We start from the raw sequence: 17841 nt of genomic DNA on the forward strand, positions 1-17841 counted from the left end.
CGAACGACCTGGGCGGGACGTTGATGGAGGAGACCATCAGCCGCATGGCCGGCTCCGAACACGGCTCCGCCCGTACCGTCGAACAGCTGCACGCCACTGCGGCATTGGCCGGACGACCTGCCCGGCAACGCACCACGACCTACGGCGTCCCCGCGCCCCGCCAACAGCGCAACGGGGAAGTAGCCGCGGTGACCGCGGGCGAAGAGGATCGGGCGTCGATCCGGATCGGGCGGGGACGTCCGGGGCGACCCGTCGCCGTGGGCGTCGTGGGGGAATCGGGGGAGCGATCATGAGCAGTGCGACCACACCGCGCACGCGGAGCGCGGAGGCCGGCGTTCGGGAAGTCCTCGACGGTGTCGCGCGCGCGTGGGCGGGCGGTGATGCGGACGCGGTGGCCGACGCCTGTGCCAAGAACGCGCGGATGGTCCTGTCGGACGACCGGTTCCTGCGCGGGCGGGAGATGATCCGGACGGCGATGACGCGCGAGTTCGCGACGGCGGACCGGGGGCGGACCCTGGTCCAGGACGTCGTGGACCTGCGGTTCCTGCAACCGGGCGTGGCCGTCGTGGTCACCGAGGGCGGTGACCTGGTGGCCGAGGAGCGTCGGCCGGTGCGGGCGACCTGGGTGTTGGCCAACGGTCTGGACGGGTGGCGGATCGCGGCGTACCAGAACAGCCGAATCGCGGGGGAGACGCCGCCCGGTGCCTGATCGTGGAACCCACGGCGTCGACCTCGTGGTCCCGGTGAAGGGGTTGGCGCGCGCGAAGACCAGGTTGGCGGACGTGGCGGTCGACCCGGTCGAGCGGGCGGCCCTGGCGCTGGCGTTCGCCCTCGACACCCTGTCGGCGGCCACGCTGGCGGCCGGGGTGCGCCAGGTGCTGGTGGTGACGTCCGATCCGGCGGTGGTGGAGGAGGTGGCCGCACTGGGCGTCGAGTCCACACCCGACCCCGGTGCGGGCCTGAACCCGGCGGTCCAGGCCGGCGCGGACGTGCTGCGCCGCCGCGACCCGACCGCCACCATCGGTGTCCTGCACGCGGACCTCCCGGCCTTGCGCCCCACCGAGTTGTCGTCCGCCATCACCGCCGCAAGGGGCCGTCGCGCGTTCTGCGCCGACCGACCGGGCACCGGCACCACCCTCCTCCTCACCACACCCGGCGGTGCCCTGAACCCCAGGTTGGGCGTCGGTTCGGCTCAGGCCCACGAGGCCACCGGGGCGGTTCCCTTGACGGGTGCTTGGCCGTCCCTGAGGAGTGACGTGGATACAGGAGAAGACCTGGCGCACGCGACGACTTTGGGCCTGGGCCGGCACAGCGCGGTCCTGGTCACCTCCACTCGGTGATCTGTCCACTACGGACGGTCAGCGGTAGGCGGCGGCCTGTTAGTAACGCGGCGTCCTGACCCGCTGGCACCCCGCCCTCCGCTCCGACGAGCGCCTGACGCCGTTCCTCCCGGACCTGCCCCAAGACCCTCGACCAGGAGTTCGCGCTGGTCGCCGCCCGTGCCGTCGAAACAGACCCGGACTACGTCCTGGCCACCCACGGCGTCCCCGAACCGTGGTGGGAACAACACGTCGTGCCCGTCTTGGAGGCCTTCCCCGACCCAGCCGACTTCGCGCTGTCGTGGATGATCGGCACCACCGGCAACATGTCCGCCCTGCGCGAGCAGGTCATCGAAGTCGGCCTCCTCGACGAGACCTTCACCCGCTGGGGCCTGGAGGACACGGACCTGTGCTACCGCCTGGTCCAGTCGGGCGCCCGCATGGCCGTCCGCGAGGCCACGCTGAACCACCACCAGGTCCCCCCACCGGCAGCAAAGGGCCTCGAGTGGCTGGTCAACTCCCGCCGCTTCAGCCACAAGGTCGACTCGATCGAACCGGCCCTCTACCGGCTCCTGTCAACCCACCAGATCGACGTCCGCACCGCCCACGCCGTAGCCAGGAGTGCACGTCCCTCACCAGATCCGGTCAAACCGCCCAGGCTGCCGACCTACGCCACCGCTACGAAGCCCTGTCCACCCCCCGTTGTTGACCACATCACACCCCTGTGGTTCGCCTGCGGTGATACGCCAGAAGCCCGGCCTCATGATCGAGGACCGGGCTTCTGACCTGCTGCGTTGTTCTCTTGTGGACGATACTGGGATTGAACCAGTGACCCCTACCGTGTCAAGGTAGTGCTCTCCCGCTGAGCTAATCGTCCGAGGCGGAGACGGGAATCGAACCCGTGTACAGGGCTTTGCAGGCCCTTGCCTAAGCCACTCGGCCACTCCGCCAAGTTTCCTGAAGGCTAGCACCAGGAAGACTGGCCTGAGCCCAAGGGGCCCTCTGCCGAGCGGATGACGAGACTCGAACTCGCGACCCTCACCTTGGCAAGGTGATGCGCTACCAACTGCGCTACATCCGCATGCTCCGTGATTTCCCGGACCTTTTACCCTTTTGGGGTCTTGCCGTTCCGGTCTCTCTCGGTGCAGGAGGAACTTTATTACATCCCCCCACGCGGGATCAAATCGGGGGGTACCCAACGCCCCCGCGAGCCCGCTACCTGCACTTTTAGCTCAAGTCGTTGGAGATCAGGTGGGTCAGGGCCTCGTCCACGTCGACCCACAGGTGCTCGTTGCCCGGCACGACCACGTCGTAGGTGCGGTCGAGGAAGTCGGCCAGCTCCTGGGCGGACGCCTCGAACATGGCGTGGCCGGACGGGGAGCTGAGTTCGATCACGACGACTTCGGGGTCGTCGGCGGCGGGGCGGATCCGGACGTCGCCGTCACCCGCGTCCGCGATCAGGCCGTCCGCCAGGAGGTCGCGGGCGAACACCCATTCGACCCAACCTGCGCGGCCGGTGCGGAACGCGGCCACCACCGCGTAGGGATCTTTCGTGTCATATCGAAGCTCCACCTGCACCGGAACGGCCGGCGTCCTCGGTGCCAACAGGTCGAACACCGCTGTTGAGCGGAGCGTCACGTGGTCGTTGCGCATCGTCGTTACCCACTTCTCCCTTCCCCGTCAAGGAAACGACCGGATTCTCTAGTTGTGACGTGTATGTGGCGAGGAACGCTCGACATCGGGTGTTTTATCACCCATCCGGGCCAATGGAACTCCGTTGGGCGACCAAGTCGCTGCGTTGCGTGTCCGTGCCATCTGCGCCGCACCACATCTTGCTGGGTTTGACCTGAACCCGGTACCGGCTGTTGCGCGAATGTTGGACGCGAAGACATCTCTGGTGACCCGCTCACCCACCACCGCGCCGAGTCCGGGTCCCTGATGGGCGATCTTCCGACACCGCGCTGGTCGACCATGCGACCGCCGGTGACCGGGTTGCGTTCGGGGAGTTGTGCCGACCGCTACGCGCGTCCTCGCTGGCGCGGCGGGCGTGCGTGGGCCGGGAGCTCGCGGAGGACGTCATCCGGGAGACGTTCCTCGGCGTTGACCGGTGTGGTCGGCGCATGGCCGCAGACCCGGGGACCAACCGAGCCATCCTCCGCTCGCCCTCCGGCGAGAAACTGGCAGTCCTCCTGTCCGCCGCCAACGACGCAATGGTGATCTAAACCACACTGGCGCCCAACAACGCCGCCGACGAGGTCTGCGTGATGTTGGGACGCCAGCACCCCAACCCCGGTAGCCTTGGCCACCTTCGACGTGAAGCCCGGCACCGGCCGCACTGCACCGACGCGGCCGACGAACAAGCCGGCTTCGGGCCAAGTGAGGGGCGTCGTGAGCGATGATGTGCAGGTGACGACCGAGCAGCACGAAGAACCGAAGACCGCCCACCGCCACTGGTTCCGCCGCAACCCGGCCCTGAACCTGACCTACCGCATCGGCGTAGGGGTGGTCGGCGGCCTGGTGCTGGTCGCCGGCGTCCTGATGATCCCGTACCCGGGTCCGGGCTGGCTGGTCGTCTTCGCGGGGTTGGCCATCCTCGCCACCGAGTTCGAGTGGGCGGGCCGCGTCCTCCGCTTCGCGAAGCGCTACTACGACGCGTGGGTCGAGTGGCTCAAGCGCCAGAACATGCTCGTGAAGACCTTGGTCCTGGCCGCCACCGGCCTGGTGGTCGCCGTGACCTGCTGGGTGCTCGGCGCGTTCGCCCTGGTCGGCGGCTGGTTGGGCCTGGACTGGCCGTGGTTGGCCAGCCCGATTTTCAAGTAGCCGGGTTGATGTTGTAGGGTATGGACACACCGCGAGAGCGGGGCAGGAAAACCGAATAGGGGCGATTAGCTCAGCGGGAGAGCGCTTCGTTCACACCGAAGAGGTCACAGGTTCGATCCCTGTATCGCCCACACCGCAAAGATCCCCTCTGACCAGCACGGTCAGAGGGGATCTTGCTTTGTACGGGCGCGTTGAAGTGGCCGCGACCACACCGCCGTAGCAAAAGTGGTAGCAAATCGGGTGTTTCTAGGTCAGGCGGACTCCTCGTCGGCCGGCGGCAGGAACAGCCCGCCGATGTCTTCGGCGGCCTGCTGGTCGAGGTCCGGGATGTCCGCCGAGTAGGTGTCGAGGGTGAAGGCCACCGTGGCGTGCCCCAGCCGGCTGCTCACGATCTTCGGGTGCACTCCGGAGCGGAGCGCGATCGTCGCGTAGCTGTGGCGTAGGTCGTGCAGCCGGATGGGCGGCAGTCCGGCCCGGTCGACCAGGCGGTTGAACTGCTCGGTGATGGTGTCCGGATAGATCGGCCGGCCGTCCTCCCAGCAGAAGACCAGCCCGTGGTCCTGGTAGCCGTCGCCCCAGTCCGCCTTCTCCGAGTCGAGGCGCTTGAGGTGCGCTCGGAGCGCCTGGACGGTGAACCTGTCCAACGCCAGCGCCCGCCGACTCCGCGCGCTCTTCCCGCTGCCGTCCCTCACCGCGCCCGCCGCGACCACGCGAGTCGAGGTCATCCGGACGACGGCCGCGTCCAGGTCGAGCGCGGCGCGCTTGAGCCCGCACAGCTCCGAGCGTCGCATCCCGGTCGACGCGTCGAGCACCCACAGCCCGAACAGCCGGTCGGTGCTGGCGATCTTGAGGAACCGCGCCATCTGCTCGGGGCTCCACGTGTTGTGCGAGCGGCGGGGCACGGTGGGCGGCTTCACGCCATCGGTCGGGTTGCTGCTGAGGTACTTCCAGCGGACCGCCGTACTCATCGCCGAGCTGAGCATGATGTGCACGCTCTTGACGGTCTTGGCCGCGAGCCCCGGTTCCGGCTTGGCCGGCACCCGACCGACCTCGTACCGCCGGACCGCCTTGCGCGCTGCCGCGTAGGAGACGCCCACTTTGTCGGCGATCTCGCGCGGCCGGATCTCGCGCTTCGCGGTCCGGGCGTCGAGCCAGAGCTGGTACATCTCCCAGTTCGTGTTCCGCTTCCGGCGACCCTGCGTCAACAGGTGCTCGTAGAGCGCCGCGACCACGGAGGGCAGGAAGTCCTGGATCGGCCGCTTGCCAACCCACGGCAGGACGTACGCGCGCGCCAAGGTCTCGTAGTTCGCTGCGGTGGTCGGCTCGGTCGAGGTGCGGACGTACGGGAACCACGCCTCGAAGAAGTCGGCCACGGTGGCACGCGTCGGCTTCACGTAGGTCTCGGTGGCGATGGCAGCCTTGGCCTCATCCATCGCCTCCCACGCCTCGTCCTCGGTCGCGTAGCCGCTCTTGGTGATCCGCTCCCGTTCGCCGGTGAGCGGGTGCTTCGGGCCTTGGAAGGCGTAGGCCCACTTGTGGCCGCGCCGGAACACGCTGCCGTTCGGCCGCTTCTTGCGCTTCTTGGTCACGCGGCCTCGACCTCCGGGGCGTCGTTGAGCGTCAGGGACTCGGTGAGCAGGGCGCGGACGACGTAGACGCGCCGGCCGTACCGCTTGGTGGGGAGCTGCCCGGCGTTCGCGTACCGGTAGGCGGACGCTCGGCTCAGGCCCAGGAACTTGGCCGCTTCGGGGATGGTCATCAGGGCGGGCTGGTGCTCGGTCACGGTGACTCCTCGGGACCTGGGCACGCGGGAGCTTGGACAGTTTGGACAGAATGGCCACAATTGGCCGCGATCCAGTGTTTGTGCTGCTCAGCGCCCACGTGCGTGATCTTGGTCGGCTTGGACAGTTTTGGACAGAATCTGGACACAATTACGGGGCGGCGCTCGGGCGGGCGGGCGCGGGCGGATTCTGTCCAGATTCCGTCCAAAACTGTCCAACGCGCCCATGATCACCGACACGGTTCCTGACCAGCGGAAACCCGGCGTGCTCATGGATTCTGGCCATTCTGTCCAAACTGTCCAGGGCCAGAGCGGTAGTCGGGGTGGACGAAGTACACGGGACTGGGCTTGCGGCCGGGGCCGCGCCGGTCGGGTGGCAGCGCCAGGCGCACATGGCCGTGGTCTTCGAGGATCGCCAGCGCCGGGTCGATGTCGGCGACCTCGCGGAAGCTACCGCCCCGGTTGGCTCGGTAGGCGTCGCGCCTGGTGAAGCTCGTCGGCTGGGTGCGCTTGATCCACTCCAGGACCGTTCGCGCGTCGTCGATCTGAGGGTTGCCGCCCATCCGGTCGAAGGCAGCGAGCGCGTGAGCGGCGGCGTAGTCGCCGAGTCGGCGGGCGCTGACGAACGTCTCGGCGTCGATCGCGCCCGACCAGCCGACTTCGTGGTGAGCGAGGTGCAGCAGCGCCGCCAGGCGGGCGGTAAGTCCGGCCTGCTTGCCACCCCAGTCGCCCAGGTGCGCCCAACTGCCGGTGATCGGGTGCAGCCGCGGCTCGATCTCGTCTTGCAGCTCGGCCATGAGGTCGTCCGCGTCCGGGGTGAACGGCAGCACGGCGGGGTCGGTCCAGTCGGCCAGCTCTCGCACCAGCGCGCACAGCCGCGACTCGTAGACGTCCGCGACGTGAGGCGGCGCGGGCGTCGGCCGGGCCAGCCGGCTGCCGACCGTGTTGACCGGCAGCGAGTACATGATCCGCGCGAGCAGACCGCTGCCTCGGAACAGCTCGTTCCGGCCCAGGTTGTCCAAGATGATCGGCTGAATCGTCAGCCCCAGCGTGATGGACGGCTCCTCAACGACCGTCGACTCCCGTCCCTGCCGGTCGACCAGGTGGAGGTCACCGGCGTGGCCCTTGAGGAAGATCTCCAGGTTCGGCGTGCCGGAGTACCGCCCGCCGATGGTGGCGAAGATGCCGCCTTCTGCGGACAGGATGGCGATGCGTCCGCCGTGGTCGGCCAGTAGGGAGCCGACCGCTTCGGGCGTGGCGTCGTCGGCGATGAGGCGCGGCACGATGGGCATCGCGGTCTTGTCGATGTCCATCGCCGCGTTCACCGCGGCTTCGAGCGCAGCGTCCCGCGACGCGGCGTCGGCCGCGAGCACCGCCTTCTCCGCGCGCTCGGCGAGTTCGATCGCGGTCCGCCGGCTGATCCGCGCGGCCTCGATGTCCGCCTTGGCCTGCTGGACGAGTTCCTTCTCCACCAGGCGGATCGGCCGCGTCATCGCCTTGAACACGGCCGACTTCCGCGAGGCGGGCGGCAGCACCACGACGGAGTAGAGGTTGACGGGCTCGTCCCAGCCGGGCCGGATCTGCACCCGGACGCGCCCACCGGCAGCGGTGGACAGGGCGACCAGTGCGAGGCACCCGGCGAGGTCGGGCGGTGTCTGCGTCGCTTCGGCAACGGCGGACACATGGTCAGCCATCCAGGCGGGCAGCGCGTCGACCGGGAACGGCGGCACGTCGCGCCCGCCCCCGAGTGGGACCGGCGGCTCCCAGTCGTCCGGCGAGACGCCCGAGGTGAGGTCTTGGGGCGCGTCCGGTACCGCACGCAGGACGCGCGCGGTACCGGACGGCGGGGTGGTGCTCACGCTGCTGCACCGCCTTGCCGGTGTTCCAGCCGACGCGGGCGGGTACCACCGAGGCGCAGGCCGGACGTGATGGTGGCGGTCACCTGGCGGGCGTTGCAGTCGCAGTCGCCGTGGACCATGTGCGTGGCGGCTTGCTCCAACATGGCCGCAGCGGTGAGGGAGTCCAGCTCGTTGCCCGCGACCAGTTGCCCAAGGCTCAGCGCTGCCTGGAAGAGGGTCTTGTTGTGACGGCCTGGTTGGGCCGCTGCGACCTTGTCGCACTCGCCGCGCACGATCGCGTCCAGGTAGCTGCCGGGCCGCGTAGGAGCGCTCTCCTTGGGCGCTGAGATGGCCGTGGGTGGCTTGGGAACGAGTGCCTGGACCATCCAGGTGGGCAGGATCGCGGGCGGAAGGTCGTCGGTGCGGGTGTAGGTGCCGGTTGGCAGGGTCGAGCCTGCGGCGACGACGTAGCCGCCGTGGGCGCGGGTGTCGATGAGCCAGCCGAATCGGCCGGCGCTGTTGCGCAGCGGCGCGCCGCTCGGTGCGCGGAAGTACAGGTGCGTGCCGCCGGACGGCGTGTGCACGGTGTGGGTGGCGGGGACGGTGTTGCGGGAGCGTTCGGCCAGCAGCGCCAGGACTTCGGCGCCCGTGGTCACTCCGAGCATGTTGAAGCCATCCGGTGCCGCCTGGTCGGGCTTGGCGACGTCCAGGTCCACCACCACGAGCCCGGACGGGCCGGTGGCGATGCCGACGTTGTGGTTCGGGTGGTGGGTCCAGAACGTCTCGACGCGGGCGGTGTCGGTGGTGGCCTTGGCCTGCCAGTCGGCGACGGCGGGGCGCTTGCCGAGCGGTACCAAGGGGAAGACGTGCCAGCCGCGTTCGGCGGCGCTCAGCGCTTCGGCCAGGCGGGTGCTGTCGGCTCGATCGGTCACGGCGGTTCTCCTCCTTCCGTTGTGGGTGGTGCCGTGGCGGGGCAGGGGAGTGGACACCTGCCCCGCCACGGGGGTCAGGCGCTCTCGCGGTCGTCGTGGTCGCGCAGCCGGCCGGTGGTGGGCAGGCTGGTGAGTCGCCCGCCGCGCTTGGCCGCGTACATCGCCGCGTCGGCACCGGCGAGAAGTGCCGACAGCGACACCCCGCGCGCCGGGAGGGTGTGCGCGCCGACGCTCGCCGCGATCGACAGGCGCACGCCGTTGACCGTGATCGGCATGGCGAGCGCAGCTCTGATCGCGTGGGCACGACGTGCGGCCACGTGGCGTCCGCGCTCGCCGGAGGGCACGCGTCCGAGCCACAGCGCGAACTCGTCGCCGTGCAGCCGGATCGGCAGCTCGCCGGGCAACCGCGCGTCGGCCAGGCGGCTGGCCAGCGTGCGGAGGACGTGGTTGCCGGCCGCGTGGCCGTGCGTGTCGTTGACGGCCTTGAACTGGTCGACGTCGATCAGCAGCACACCGACCGCGCCGCCGCGTCGGGTGCGGGAGGCGTGACGGGCCTGGATCTCCAACGCGTCGCGGTTGCCCAGGCCGGTCAGCGCGTCCAGGTGCACGCGCTTGAACAGGTGCACGGCGATCGCGGCGGTGGCGGTCCAGCCGGTGGCGGTGGTGGCCACCAGGATGGTGCTGGTGGTACTCATCAGGGTGTCCTCTCGAACCGGTAGGTGAGGGAGGAAGGGGTTGCGGGGCGGTCGATTCGCCGGGAAGCAGTTGCCCGCCCCGCAACGTCCGTGGTCAGAACGGCGGCTGGTCGTTGCTCGGCGCGTTGTTCCAGGCGTCGTCGGTCGGGGTGCTGGTGCGGGTGGCCTTGGTGACCTTCGCGGTGGCCCAGCGCAGCGACGCGCCGATCTCGGCGACGTCCAGCTCCATGACGGTGCGCTTCTCGCCCTGGTCGGTCTCGTAGGAGCGCTGACGCAGCGTTCCGGTGACCAGCACGCGGGCACCCTTGCCCAGCGAGCCGGCCAGGTTCTCGGCCGGCTGCCGCCACAGCGTGCAGCGCAGGAACGTGGCGTCGCCGTCGATCCAACGGCCCTGCTGCTGGTCGTAGCGGCGGTCGTTGGCCGCGACGGTGAAGTTGGCGACCGCGATACCGGACTGGGTGAAGCGCAACTCCGGGTCGGCCGTGAGGGTTCCGGCGACGGTGACTTCGGGAAGGCCGGCCATCATGTACCTCCTAGCGGTGGATGCCTGGCAGAGCGGTCAGTGGCGGTAGTTGGGGCCGCGCCAACGGCGGTCGTTCATCACGGAGCCGAGCGCGTCGGCCACGGAGCCGATGCGGTCCGCCGACTTCGCGGCGCTCAGCGCCGCCTGCCGGATGGAGTCGCAGACGTCCAGGTAGGCGGCGACCTGTTCCTCGACCAGACCGCCGACCGGCTGGTTGTCCGCCGTCGGCTCGTCGCGGTGGTCGGACTCGACGTAGTTGGTGAGCCCGCGTTGGTAGAGGTCGAGCAACATGGCGATCTGGCGGGCGATCGACGTCGTGCCGAGCAGCGCGGCCAACGCGTCCTTGCTGCTGATGTTCAGCACGATGTGCTTGTCTCGCAGGATGTCCGCCAAGGCGGCGTTCGCCTCACGCAGCGCGGCGAGGACTCGGGTGGCGTCGCGGGTACCGCGAGCGGTCATGACGGTTCCTTCCGGTTTGGTAGTTCAGGCGCGGACGTGGTGCAGGGTCTTGGCGTCGATCAGCCGCTCGGCCACGTGCTCGATGCGGTCCCAGTGGCGGGCGACCAGGCGTTCGGCCTCCCGGTCGACGGCCCGGTAGAGCGGGCGCTGGTCGCGGGGGATGCGCCTCAGGCACTCCTGGACGAGGTCGCGGTCCCACTGCGAGCTGGCGTCGATGTCGTGCGGCCAGGAGGCGGGCGGCACGTCGTGTCGGTCCAGCCACAGGCGTTCGGCGTGCGCTCCGGCGAGCAGAGCGAGGGCTCCGGCGTGCTCGCCCTCGGGGTTGTCGCGGAACTCCATGTCCACCCAGCCCTGCCAGTGGGCGGCGTCCGCCGGCCAGATCCGTGCCCTGGGGACGCGTCCGCCGGTGGTCAACGCGATGACCGCGTGCGCGGCCTCGTGGTGGGCGACGACCGGCAGGCTCAGGTTCTCGATCCGTAGTGGGGTCTGAGTCGGGGCCACCGAGCCACCTCCTATCTCACTCTGAGTAATCGAACTCGGGTGTGGCAGGTCGAGTCGGCGCGGAGCCGACTTCAATCAGAACGTTGTTATGAATCAGGTTTCGCGCGCGCACGCACGCGCGCACGCGTAGGGCGGGAGTGCGAGCGCCTGACGTCAGATGACGTCACGTGACGTCAGGCGCTCGCCCGCTCGCTACGCTGCGTTACGAGTACGCGGGCGGTAGACGGTCGCCTTGCCGTCCGTGCCGACCTCCTCCAGCACCCCGTCCCGCACCAGCGCGGCCAGCTCGCCGGACAGCCACGGGCGCCCACGCCCGAACGTGGCTTCGGCGTCCGGGAAGTCCCGCACCGTGAACTCCGTCCGCCCCTGCGCCACGATCCGGTCCACCAGCGTCCGCAGGATCTGCCGCGCCTCCCGCCGCGTCGGACGCCCTTGCGGCAGGTCGATGCCCGGATCGGCCGGCAACTCGGCGTCGGGGTGGATGTCCACGTCCGGTTCGTGCTCCGCCGGCAGCGCCACCGGCCGGTCCTCGGTGTCCGAGAGCTGCCGGGAGTCCCAGTCGTCCAGCGACACCGGACCGTCCTCCGCTGCACGATTGATCGGCACGACCTCGCCTCCCTTCCCAACACCCGGCGTCGTCGGCAGTTCCAGCAGCTTCGCCGTGGACTCCCACAGCGGTGGACGAACGTCGTCGTGCGCGGCGATGACCGCGGCTCGCTCGGCGTCGGTGCCGGTGAACGTGCGACCGGGCACCACCAGGCGCTCCTCGGGGACTCCAGGAACCTCCAGGTAGTTGCAGCCCACCCGCCGGTTCTTCCACCGGTCCGGCCGCGCACCGGCCTCGATCACCTGCTCGGACAAGGTGAACGCCGCGTCGTTGATGTCGTTGACGCCGAAGCACCACACGCCGTCGATCTGCGACCGCACGTCGGTGTTCATCTGCCGGAAGCTGGCCTTCTGCAACGACAACACCAGCGAGATGCCCGCCGAACGGCACTCCTGAGCGATGCGGGTCAGTGTCCCCGCGTCCTCCAGAACTCGCGTGGCCTCCTCCACCCACAGGATCAGGTAAGGCATCCCGTGCTTCTCGAACACCTCCGGGGTCCACTCGTCGTAGCCCCACCGCCCGAGCTGGGTCGCGCGGTCGGTGATGACGTCCGGCACGCGGGTCATGAAGTCCTCGCACTGCCGGTGCCCGATCACGGTGTGCGCCTTGTCGCCCAGGAAGGCGACGCTCTGCTCGCCCTTGGAGGGGTCCAGCACGATCAGGTTCACGTCACGGCGGGTCAGGATCTCCGTCCAGCAGTTCTTCGCGCCGCCCGTCTTCCCGGCACCCTTCATGCCCTGCACGATCAGCGTCATGGCCTGCCGCTGGCTGGTCTTGTCGCCGGGGAAGAAGATTCGCTGCGGCTCGTTGTCCTCGTACACGCCCGGCACCACGGCTTCGGCGATGCTCCCGCCCGGCGCGGAGGGGCCGGGCCACGGCTGCGGGTGCCGCAACACGTCTTCCGGAACGATCGTCAAGGTCGCCTGCGACAGGTCGTCCGGGTCGCCGACGATCCGCACCGCACCCTTGTGCAGCCGCAACACCTGCGCGATCTTGTCCGCCGCCGCCTGCACGTCCTCGACCGCGACCTGGCCGGCCGGGAGCTGCAACGGCGCGGTCACCTTGTTCGGCGCGACCTGCACCTCACGGGTCCGGACACCGGCGAGCTTGACCTTCTCGAACAGCCCACCGACACCGCCGTTGTCATCCCCGCCGCGCAGCACGCGCCGAATGTTCCACGACAGCGCGACCCCCGCCCCGCCGTACAACCACAGCCCCAGCAACGGGTTCTCCCACGGCGCGGCGATCGCGCACGCCGTGATCCACCCCGACGCCACCGCCGTGGTCGCGGTCGCGTGCACCCGGGTGATCGCCGACCGCGCCTTGCCGACCGTGTACGTCAACCCGGTCAACCCCACGCCCAACAACGACAACCCGGGCGTCAACCACGGCAGGTACTCCGACTCAGCCATGAGCACGTGCGTCAACGCACCCGCCGGCCACATCGCGCCCGTCACGGCCCACTGCGCGGCGAACGGCGCGACCCGGCTGCCCCAGTAGTTCCGCGGCACGTAGTAGCCCATCTCGCCACCGCCGGGCGCGAGGTCGCCGCTGCTGGGGTGCTTCTTGGCCATCTCGGTCACTCTCCTTCCTGCGGTTCCCTCGCGGTCCCGACAGCGTCTTAGCGGGTCAGTCGAACGTGAACTGGCGCTTGGGCTTGGGCGGCTGGTCGTTGACGAAGTGCTTGTGGAAGCTCATGTACGTGCGCCGCAACGACGCCACCGCGACCTCGACCGCGTCGGCCGACCGGTGCAGGTGCCCCGCGACGAACTTCGCCCGCACCCGCGAGTCCAGCCCACCCGCCTGCGGGTTGGTCGAGGGCACGAACCGCAGCACCGCCTCCAGCTCCTCCGCCGCGATGTGCAGCTCGTTGTAGAGCGGGCGCAGCAGCCGCGCGCCGTTGTTGCAGTAGTCCCGGATCTGGCTGGTGGAGAAGAACTCCGGGTCACCGAAAGCCAACTGTCCACTCACGACTTGTCTCCTCGTCGTCTCGTGTGGCCGGGTTCCTGACCGACCGGGCGACGGCACCCACCAGGCGGATGCCGCACCCTGCCGGTCAGGCCACCCGCTCCCGCTCGGCCAACACCGCGTCGTAGACCGCCTTGCGCCGCTTCCCACCGACCGACAATCCCGCCTGGCGAAGCCCGTCGAGCAGCCCGTCACGGGTCAGCCGGTCGCCCAGCTCGGCCGCGACCCGCCGCGCCACCGGCATCAGGTCGGTGATGTCCACCCCGTCGACCACCACGGGCACCGACTCGGCGTCCTCGGTCGCCACCCGGTCGTCACGACCGGCCAGCCGCAACCACCCCAACCGCCGCGCACGCCCGCCACTCCCGTCCGACTCACCGTTTCCACTGGTCGGTCGCGACCCGGTCGCCGCGTGCGCCCGCTGCCGGGCGAAGTCCGGACCGAACAGCATCGCCGCCGCACCGACCACCTGTTCGGCCTCACGGATGACCGACTCCGCTTCCTGCCGCCGCCGCTGGTCGGTGACCGCCAGCCGCTCGGCCACCACGCGACCGAACCGCCGCCGCGCCCGCCACCCCAGCGCCTTGCGCTCGGTCGCCTTCTGCTCGGCGACCGCCAGCGCGTCGGCCGCGTCGGTCAAGCCGTGCCGCAGCGCGGCCGACCATGCCCGGTACGTCCAGCACGGGTACCGCAGCCACCGCGCCGCGCCGAACCGTGGGCGCCGGGACGGCAGCCGACCGGCGCTCGCCAGCGCCTGGCGCTGCATCCGCCGCTCCCGCGCCTCCCACACCGAGACACCCACCAGCGACAGCACGCCCACGGTCGGGTCACCGGAGTGCGCCCAGTTCGAGGCACCGGCGTAGCCGACCACACCCCACATCAGCGTTCGCTCGACCCACGCGGAGTCGTCCCGCTCGACCCGCCGCCCGTCCGGCATCGTCACGGTCACCGGCTGCCTCGCGAGGTGCGCCAGCCGGCCGCACACCAGCCCGATGCACTCGATACCGGTGGCCGCCGCAGCGGCCAGCAGCGCCGGCCACCCCAAGCGGTCCCGGAACAGCCCGAACTGGCCCCACCACGCGCCCGCCATCGCCAGCACGATCGGCACCACGATGAGCTGATCCGCCAGCTGGCCACGCACCCGAGCCACCCAGGCCGCTCGCCGCGCACGCCGCTCGGTCGCCCGTGCCTCGCGCTGCGCCTTCCGCTCGCCCTTGTCGGCGTCCTTCTGCTTGCGCAGCGCTCGCCGGTCTTCCAGCCGCGCCAGGCGGTCAGCCCGCTTGTTCTCGGTCCGCTCGCGCTCAAGCTCGATGTTCGCCCGCCGCACGTCCACGTCACGGGCAGCCGCAGCGTCGGCGCGTCGGATCTCTGCCTCGGTGCTCGCCGCGATCCGCACGGCCTTCCGGTCGGCGAGGCTCATCGCTCGTCACCCCGCTTCCGCGTCGGCCGGACCGTGACCGTGCCCCGTGCCAGCGACGCGAACTTGCCTCGCACCATCACCTTCCACACCGCCAACACCGCGACCACGTAGCCCGCAGCACCCGCGAACACCACCGGCATCCACCCGACCGGCAACACCAGCCAGGCGACGAACACCCCGAGGCCGGGCCAGAACAGCAGCTTGACCAGCGACCACAGCAACGAGAACGGCAGCAACGCCAAGGAACGCACGCGCATCACGCACTCACCCCAGCCGCGTCCAGACCGGCCAGCACCGGCTCCAAGCAGCGGCTCAACTCGCCGCACACCACCCGCACGGCCTGCTTCGCCACCGCGGTGACCGGCACCCCGCGCACGAACTCCGGCGTCGGCAGCAACTCGACCGCGATCGGCACCCGCACCGCCAAGGTCGGCAACAACGCCGGCCGGTCGTTGTCGTACGGGTCCGACCACAGCGTGTCCCCGCCGAACATCTGCCGCTCCCGCTGCCAGCTCCGCCAACGGAAGTCGGCCTGCCGGGACACCTCGACCGGCAGCGCCGACACCAGCGTCACCTCGAACGCGAGGCGGTTGTCGTCGTCCCAGTGCGGACGCACGTCGCGCACCCGCTTGTCGGTGAGCACGTACCCGGGCGACATCACCGGCGGCAGCGCGGTCAGGATCGAGGCGATCGCGAAGCTGTGCCGGTCGTCCTGGTCGATGCCGTAGAAGTGCCCACCCATCTGCAAGTACGCCTCGAACCGCGACCGCCCGTTGCTCGCGGCCTCCCGGTCCCCACGCTGGTCCACGCGGAACGCCCTCAGGGAGCCGGCCATCACGCGGCCTCCTTGCCGAAGTCGGAGGACTGCTCGGCGGGGGAGGGGAAGAGCACGACGTCGGCCTGCTCGAACGCGGGGAAGAGTCGCGGCCGGATCTCCGCCTTCTCCTCGGGCGACATCGAGAGCCACGACGTCGGCTCGGCGGCGCTCGTCGGCACGCGGGACGGCAGCTCGTACTCGTCAGGCTGGTCCTCGAACACGTCGACCTCGACGTCCAGCAGCTCCCGGAACTGCTCCCGCCTGGCGCGGGAGGCGAAGCGAACGATCTGCATCGGATCTCCAAGTGACTTAAGTCAGTTCAGGTGACTTGAGACAGTAGGGCTGAGTGGCCGCGAAGTCAACAGGTGGCTTAAGACAGCAGTAGGCTGGGAAGGTGAGCCAAGACACGGACAGTGGCGCTGACCAGCGAAGTCGAGTGGAGATCGCCGATCTCCTGCGCCGCCGCATCGACGCAGGCGACTACCCGGTCAACGAGCGCCTTCCCAGCTACCGCGAGTTGGCCAAGTCGCTGGGCGCAGCGCCGAACACGGTGGGGGAGGCGGTGCGGCTGCTGGCGGCGGAGGGTCGCGTGCGGATCAGGCGCAACGCCGGTGCCGTCGTGTGCGACCCGTCCGAGCGTGCGACAACGGTCGACGAGCAGGTCCAGGAGGCGCGAGCAGGCCTCCTCGACGTCCAGGACCAACTGCGCACGGTCCGCCAGGCGGTCGATGCCCTTGAGGATGCGGTGTCGGACCTCATCGGGCGCTTGCCGAAGAGCTGAGGTCGGAGACCGGGTGCACACTGCCATCGTCTCCTCCGTTTCGCGGTGCGCGGCTTGCTGATGAAATGGAATCGCGAAACGGAAAGCGCAAACAGGGAGATCGAGGGATGCAGGAGGGAGGCGGCGCGGGGGAGGGTATAAGGGAGGGATACGACTCTTGGCAGGGGGATTGAGAACGTGCAAGGTGCACTTGTAGATCGGTAAGGGGGTGAGGCGGGTGAATAGGCTACGTGACGAACGTGAAGGTCGAGGCTGGAGCCGTCCCCGCGCTGCCGACGAGCTTGAAGGAATCGCACACAAACGCGGAATTCCCGTGACCGCGTCCCGGGAGAGCCTTATCCGCTATCTTCGCGAGTGGGAACACGGCCGCAATGTTCCGCAGCAGCCTTACCGCGACCTACTCTCCGCGCTTTACGGGAAGTCCTTCGACGAACTGGGCATCGCCACGTCCGCGCCTCAGGCCCGCTCGGACGTGGGCCTGATCTACGCGACGTCGCTGCTCGAAGCCGTCGATGCGGTCGCCCATCTCGCGCGGTTCGACGAACAACGCCACCCCGGCGTGGTGGCCGGCCACTTCTCCGAGGAGGCCATCTACGCCGCGTGCCTCGACTGGCTGTTCGGCAACGCCCGCAACGACCTGACGAACGGCGCCGGTCGCGTCGTTCACCGCGACGTCGAAGAGGTAGTAGCCACGACCACGATGTTCGACGGCCTCGACCGCACATTTGGCGGCGAGCACAGCCGCGCCTTGGCAGTGAAGTACCTCCGCGAGGTCGTCATCCCGCGGCTACACGGCACCTACGACGAGTCTGTGGGCCGGTCCCTCTTCCAGGCCGCCGCCGTGCTGTGCGAGGTCATCGGCTACATGGCGTACGACGACGACAAGCACTCGCTGGCCCAGCGCTACTTCGTCCAGTCGCTCCGCTTCGCCAAGGAGGCCAGCGACTCGGCGTACGGCGCGTACGTGCTCAACACCATGAGCCACCAGGCGCTCTACTTGGGCCGCACCCGCGAGGCGCTGCGCCTGGCGCAGGTCGCACGCCAGGGCTACACCGGCACCCACATGCCAGCCGTCCAAACCGAAGCCGCCATGCTTGAAGCCCGCGCCCACGCAGCTCTCCGCGATGCCACTTCGGCAACTCAGGCTCTCCAAGACGCCGAACGCTTCTTCTCCTTACACAGCCCAGACGACGCCCCAAACTGGGCAGCGCACTGGACCGACGTGGTGTTCGCCAGCTTCGCTGGTCACGGCTGGCTAGTGTCCTGCGCCGGGAATTCGATCAAGATATGAGGCGAGGCGGTCGAGGATCTCGTCCGCGTCCTTGGTCCAGACGAAGGGCTTGGGGTCCTCGTTCCAGGCCTTGATCCAGTCGCGGATGTC

The 17841-nt window shown here is 69.7% G+C and carries 22 protein-coding genes and 4 tRNA genes; 8 read left to right on the plus strand and 18 right to left on the minus strand.

Annotation, left to right across the window (positions count from 1 at the left end; translation table 11 throughout):
* From RIN75_RS42360 to RIN75_RS42375, 4 genes are all read left to right on the plus strand, one after another.
* A partial coding sequence (locus RIN75_RS42360) for a hypothetical protein (RefSeq protein ID WP_309117756.1) occupies positions 1–293 on the plus strand: 293 nt, incomplete at its 5' end.
* Entirely contained in the window at positions 290–709 is a 420-nt protein-coding gene (locus RIN75_RS42365) for an SgcJ/EcaC family oxidoreductase (protein ID WP_309117757.1), read from the plus strand. The genes RIN75_RS42360 and RIN75_RS42365, both read left to right, overlap by 4 nt.
* On the plus strand, positions 702–1340 hold the full coding sequence (gene cofC / locus RIN75_RS42370; protein ID WP_309117758.1) for a 2-phospho-L-lactate guanylyltransferase: 639 nt from the start codon (positions 702–704) through the stop codon (positions 1338–1340). The genes RIN75_RS42365 and cofC overlap by 8 nt, the downstream gene beginning before the upstream one ends.
* Positions 1341–1573: 233 nt before the next feature.
* Positions 1574–2104, plus strand: a complete 531-nt coding sequence (locus RIN75_RS42375; RefSeq protein ID WP_309117759.1) for a galactosyltransferase-related protein — start codon at positions 1574–1576, stop codon at positions 2102–2104.
* A gap of 20 nt (positions 2105–2124) precedes the next feature.
* On the opposite strand, the gene RIN75_RS42380 is transcribed toward RIN75_RS42375, so the two are convergent.
* The 4 genes from RIN75_RS42380 to RIN75_RS42395 all read right to left on the minus strand — a co-directional run bounded on the left by RIN75_RS42380 (position 2125) and on the right by RIN75_RS42395 (position 2972).
* Positions 2125–2196 (minus strand) — tRNA-Val (locus RIN75_RS42380).
* 1 nt (position 2197) lies between these two features.
* A tRNA-Cys gene (locus tag RIN75_RS42385) sits at positions 2198–2269 on the minus strand.
* A 58-nt stretch (positions 2270–2327) separates the two neighbouring features.
* A tRNA-Gly gene (locus RIN75_RS42390) sits at positions 2328–2400 on the minus strand.
* Positions 2401–2546: 146 nt separating this feature from the next.
* Positions 2547–2972, minus strand: a complete 426-nt coding sequence (locus tag RIN75_RS42395) for an SsgA family sporulation/cell division regulator (RefSeq protein WP_309117760.1) — start codon at positions 2970–2972, stop codon at positions 2547–2549.
* A 735-nt stretch (positions 2973–3707) separates the two neighbouring features.
* On the opposite strand from RIN75_RS42395, the gene RIN75_RS42400 reads away from it, so the two are divergent.
* Together RIN75_RS42400 and RIN75_RS42405 are read left to right on the plus strand one after the other, a co-directional pair.
* Entirely contained in the window at positions 3708–4139 is a 432-nt protein-coding gene (locus RIN75_RS42400) for a TIGR02611 family protein (RefSeq protein ID WP_309117761.1), read from the plus strand.
* Between the two features lie 59 nt (positions 4140–4198).
* Positions 4199–4270: transfer RNA gene (locus RIN75_RS42405), tRNA-Val, on the plus strand.
* 120 nt (positions 4271–4390) lie between these two features.
* Here the strand turns inward: RIN75_RS42405 and RIN75_RS42410 are convergent.
* The 14 genes from RIN75_RS42410 to RIN75_RS42475 form a co-directional block, all read right to left on the minus strand.
* Positions 4391–5728 (minus strand): tyrosine-type recombinase/integrase, encoded by a 1338-nt coding sequence (locus tag RIN75_RS42410; RefSeq protein ID WP_309117762.1) that lies wholly within the window; start codon positions 5726–5728, stop codon positions 4391–4393.
* Entirely contained in the window at positions 5725–5922 is a 198-nt protein-coding gene (locus RIN75_RS42415; protein ID WP_309117763.1) for a helix-turn-helix domain-containing protein, read from the minus strand. Before RIN75_RS42415 ends, RIN75_RS42410 begins: the two co-directional genes overlap by 4 nt.
* A 266-nt stretch (positions 5923–6188) precedes the next feature.
* A complete protein-coding gene (locus RIN75_RS42420) occupies positions 6189–7778 on the minus strand; it encodes a YfjI family protein (RefSeq protein ID WP_309117764.1) in 1590 nt (529 codons plus the stop codon).
* On the minus strand, positions 7775–8689 hold the full coding sequence (locus tag RIN75_RS42425) for a bifunctional DNA primase/polymerase (protein WP_309117765.1): 915 nt from the start codon (positions 8687–8689) through the stop codon (positions 7775–7777). Before RIN75_RS42425 ends, RIN75_RS42420 begins: the two co-directional genes overlap by 4 nt.
* A gap of 74 nt (positions 8690–8763) precedes the next feature.
* Positions 8764–9384 carry a diguanylate cyclase domain-containing protein gene (locus RIN75_RS42430; RefSeq protein WP_309117766.1) on the minus strand — a complete coding sequence of 207 codons (621 nt, stop codon included), beginning with the start codon at positions 9382–9384 and terminating at the stop codon, positions 8764–8766.
* Between the two features lie 94 nt (positions 9385–9478).
* A complete protein-coding gene (gene ssb / locus RIN75_RS42435; RefSeq protein ID WP_309117767.1) occupies positions 9479–9907 on the minus strand; it encodes a single-stranded DNA-binding protein in 429 nt (142 codons plus the stop codon).
* A 36-nt stretch (positions 9908–9943) separates the two neighbouring features.
* Positions 9944–10366: a hypothetical protein gene (locus RIN75_RS42440; RefSeq protein ID WP_309117768.1), complete on the minus strand. Its 423-nt coding sequence runs from the start codon at positions 10364–10366 to the stop codon at positions 9944–9946.
* Between the two features lie 24 nt (positions 10367–10390).
* Positions 10391–10867 carry a hypothetical protein gene (locus tag RIN75_RS42445; protein WP_309117769.1) on the minus strand — a complete coding sequence of 159 codons (477 nt, stop codon included), beginning with the start codon at positions 10865–10867 and terminating at the stop codon, positions 10391–10393.
* 192 nt (positions 10868–11059) lie between these two features.
* Entirely contained in the window at positions 11060–13048 is a 1989-nt protein-coding gene (gene traB / locus RIN75_RS42450; protein ID WP_309117770.1) for a plasmid transfer protein TraB, read from the minus strand.
* 55 nt (positions 13049–13103) lie between these two features.
* Positions 13104–13445, minus strand: coding sequence for a hypothetical protein (locus tag RIN75_RS42455; RefSeq protein WP_309117771.1), 342 nt, complete (start codon positions 13443–13445; stop codon positions 13104–13106).
* A gap of 85 nt (positions 13446–13530) precedes the next feature.
* Positions 13531–14862 (minus strand): hypothetical protein, encoded by a 1332-nt coding sequence (locus RIN75_RS42460; RefSeq protein ID WP_309117772.1) that lies wholly within the window; start codon positions 14860–14862, stop codon positions 13531–13533.
* Complete coding sequence (locus RIN75_RS42465; protein WP_309117773.1) at positions 14859–15119, minus strand: hypothetical protein; 261 nt, start codon at positions 15117–15119, stop codon at positions 14859–14861. Before RIN75_RS42465 ends, RIN75_RS42460 begins: the two co-directional genes overlap by 4 nt.
* Positions 15119–15697: a hypothetical protein gene (locus RIN75_RS42470; protein WP_309117774.1), complete on the minus strand. Its 579-nt coding sequence runs from the start codon at positions 15695–15697 to the stop codon at positions 15119–15121. The genes RIN75_RS42465 and RIN75_RS42470 overlap by 1 nt, the downstream gene beginning before the upstream one ends.
* Positions 15697–15972: a hypothetical protein gene (locus tag RIN75_RS42475; RefSeq protein ID WP_309117775.1), complete on the minus strand. Its 276-nt coding sequence runs from the start codon at positions 15970–15972 to the stop codon at positions 15697–15699. The genes RIN75_RS42470 and RIN75_RS42475 overlap by 1 nt, the downstream gene beginning before the upstream one ends.
* Before the next feature lie 101 nt (positions 15973–16073).
* On the opposite strand from RIN75_RS42475, the gene RIN75_RS42480 reads away from it, so the two are divergent.
* Together RIN75_RS42480 and RIN75_RS42485 are read left to right on the plus strand one after the other, a co-directional pair.
* Complete coding sequence (locus RIN75_RS42480) at positions 16074–16460, plus strand: winged helix-turn-helix domain-containing protein (RefSeq protein ID WP_309117776.1); 387 nt, start codon at positions 16074–16076, stop codon at positions 16458–16460.
* Positions 16461–16773: 313 nt separating this feature from the next.
* The gene (locus tag RIN75_RS42485; protein ID WP_309117777.1) at positions 16774–17751 is read left to right on the plus strand and encodes a hypothetical protein; all 978 of its coding nucleotides are present in this window, start codon (positions 16774–16776) and stop codon (positions 17749–17751) included.
* The last annotated feature ends 90 nt before the right edge of the window (positions 17752–17841 follow it).

The organism is Saccharothrix sp. (genome assembly GCF_031180885.1).
Classification (GTDB): Bacteria; Actinomycetota; Actinomycetes; order Mycobacteriales; family Pseudonocardiaceae; genus Actinosynnema.

What these genes read in the sequence shown, in the direction of transcription:
- RIN75_RS42440 (WP_309117768.1), bottom strand. Translation starts at nt 10,366, where the DNA reads ATGACCGCTCGCGGTACCCGCGACGCCACCCGAGTCCTCGCCGCGCTG.
- RIN75_RS42460 (WP_309117772.1), bottom strand. Translation starts at nt 14,862, where the DNA reads ATGAGCCTCGCCGACCGGAAGGCCGTGCGGATCGCGGCGAGCACCGAG.
- traB (WP_309117770.1), bottom strand. Translation starts at nt 13,048, where the DNA reads ATGGCCAAGAAGCACCCCAGCAGCGGCGACCTCGCGCCCGGCGGTGGC.
- ssb (WP_309117767.1), bottom strand. Translation starts at nt 9,907, where the DNA reads ATGGCCGGCCTTCCCGAAGTCACCGTCGCCGGAACCCTCACGGCCGAC.
- RIN75_RS42465 (WP_309117773.1), bottom strand. Translation starts at nt 15,119, where the DNA reads ATGCGCGTGCGTTCCTTGGCGTTGCTGCCGTTCTCGTTGCTGTGGTCG.
- RIN75_RS42430 (WP_309117766.1), bottom strand. Translation starts at nt 9,384, where the DNA reads ATGAGTACCACCAGCACCATCCTGGTGGCCACCACCGCCACCGGCTGG.
- RIN75_RS42395 (WP_309117760.1), bottom strand. Translation starts at nt 2,972, where the DNA reads ATGCGCAACGACCACGTGACGCTCCGCTCAACAGCGGTGTTCGACCTG.
- RIN75_RS42475 (WP_309117775.1), bottom strand. Translation starts at nt 15,972, where the DNA reads ATGCAGATCGTTCGCTTCGCCTCCCGCGCCAGGCGGGAGCAGTTCCGG.
- RIN75_RS42365 (WP_309117757.1), top strand. Translation starts at nt 290, where the DNA reads ATGAGCAGTGCGACCACACCGCGCACGCGGAGCGCGGAGGCCGGCGTT.
- RIN75_RS42470 (WP_309117774.1), bottom strand. Translation starts at nt 15,697, where the DNA reads ATGGCCGGCTCCCTGAGGGCGTTCCGCGTGGACCAGCGTGGGGACCGG.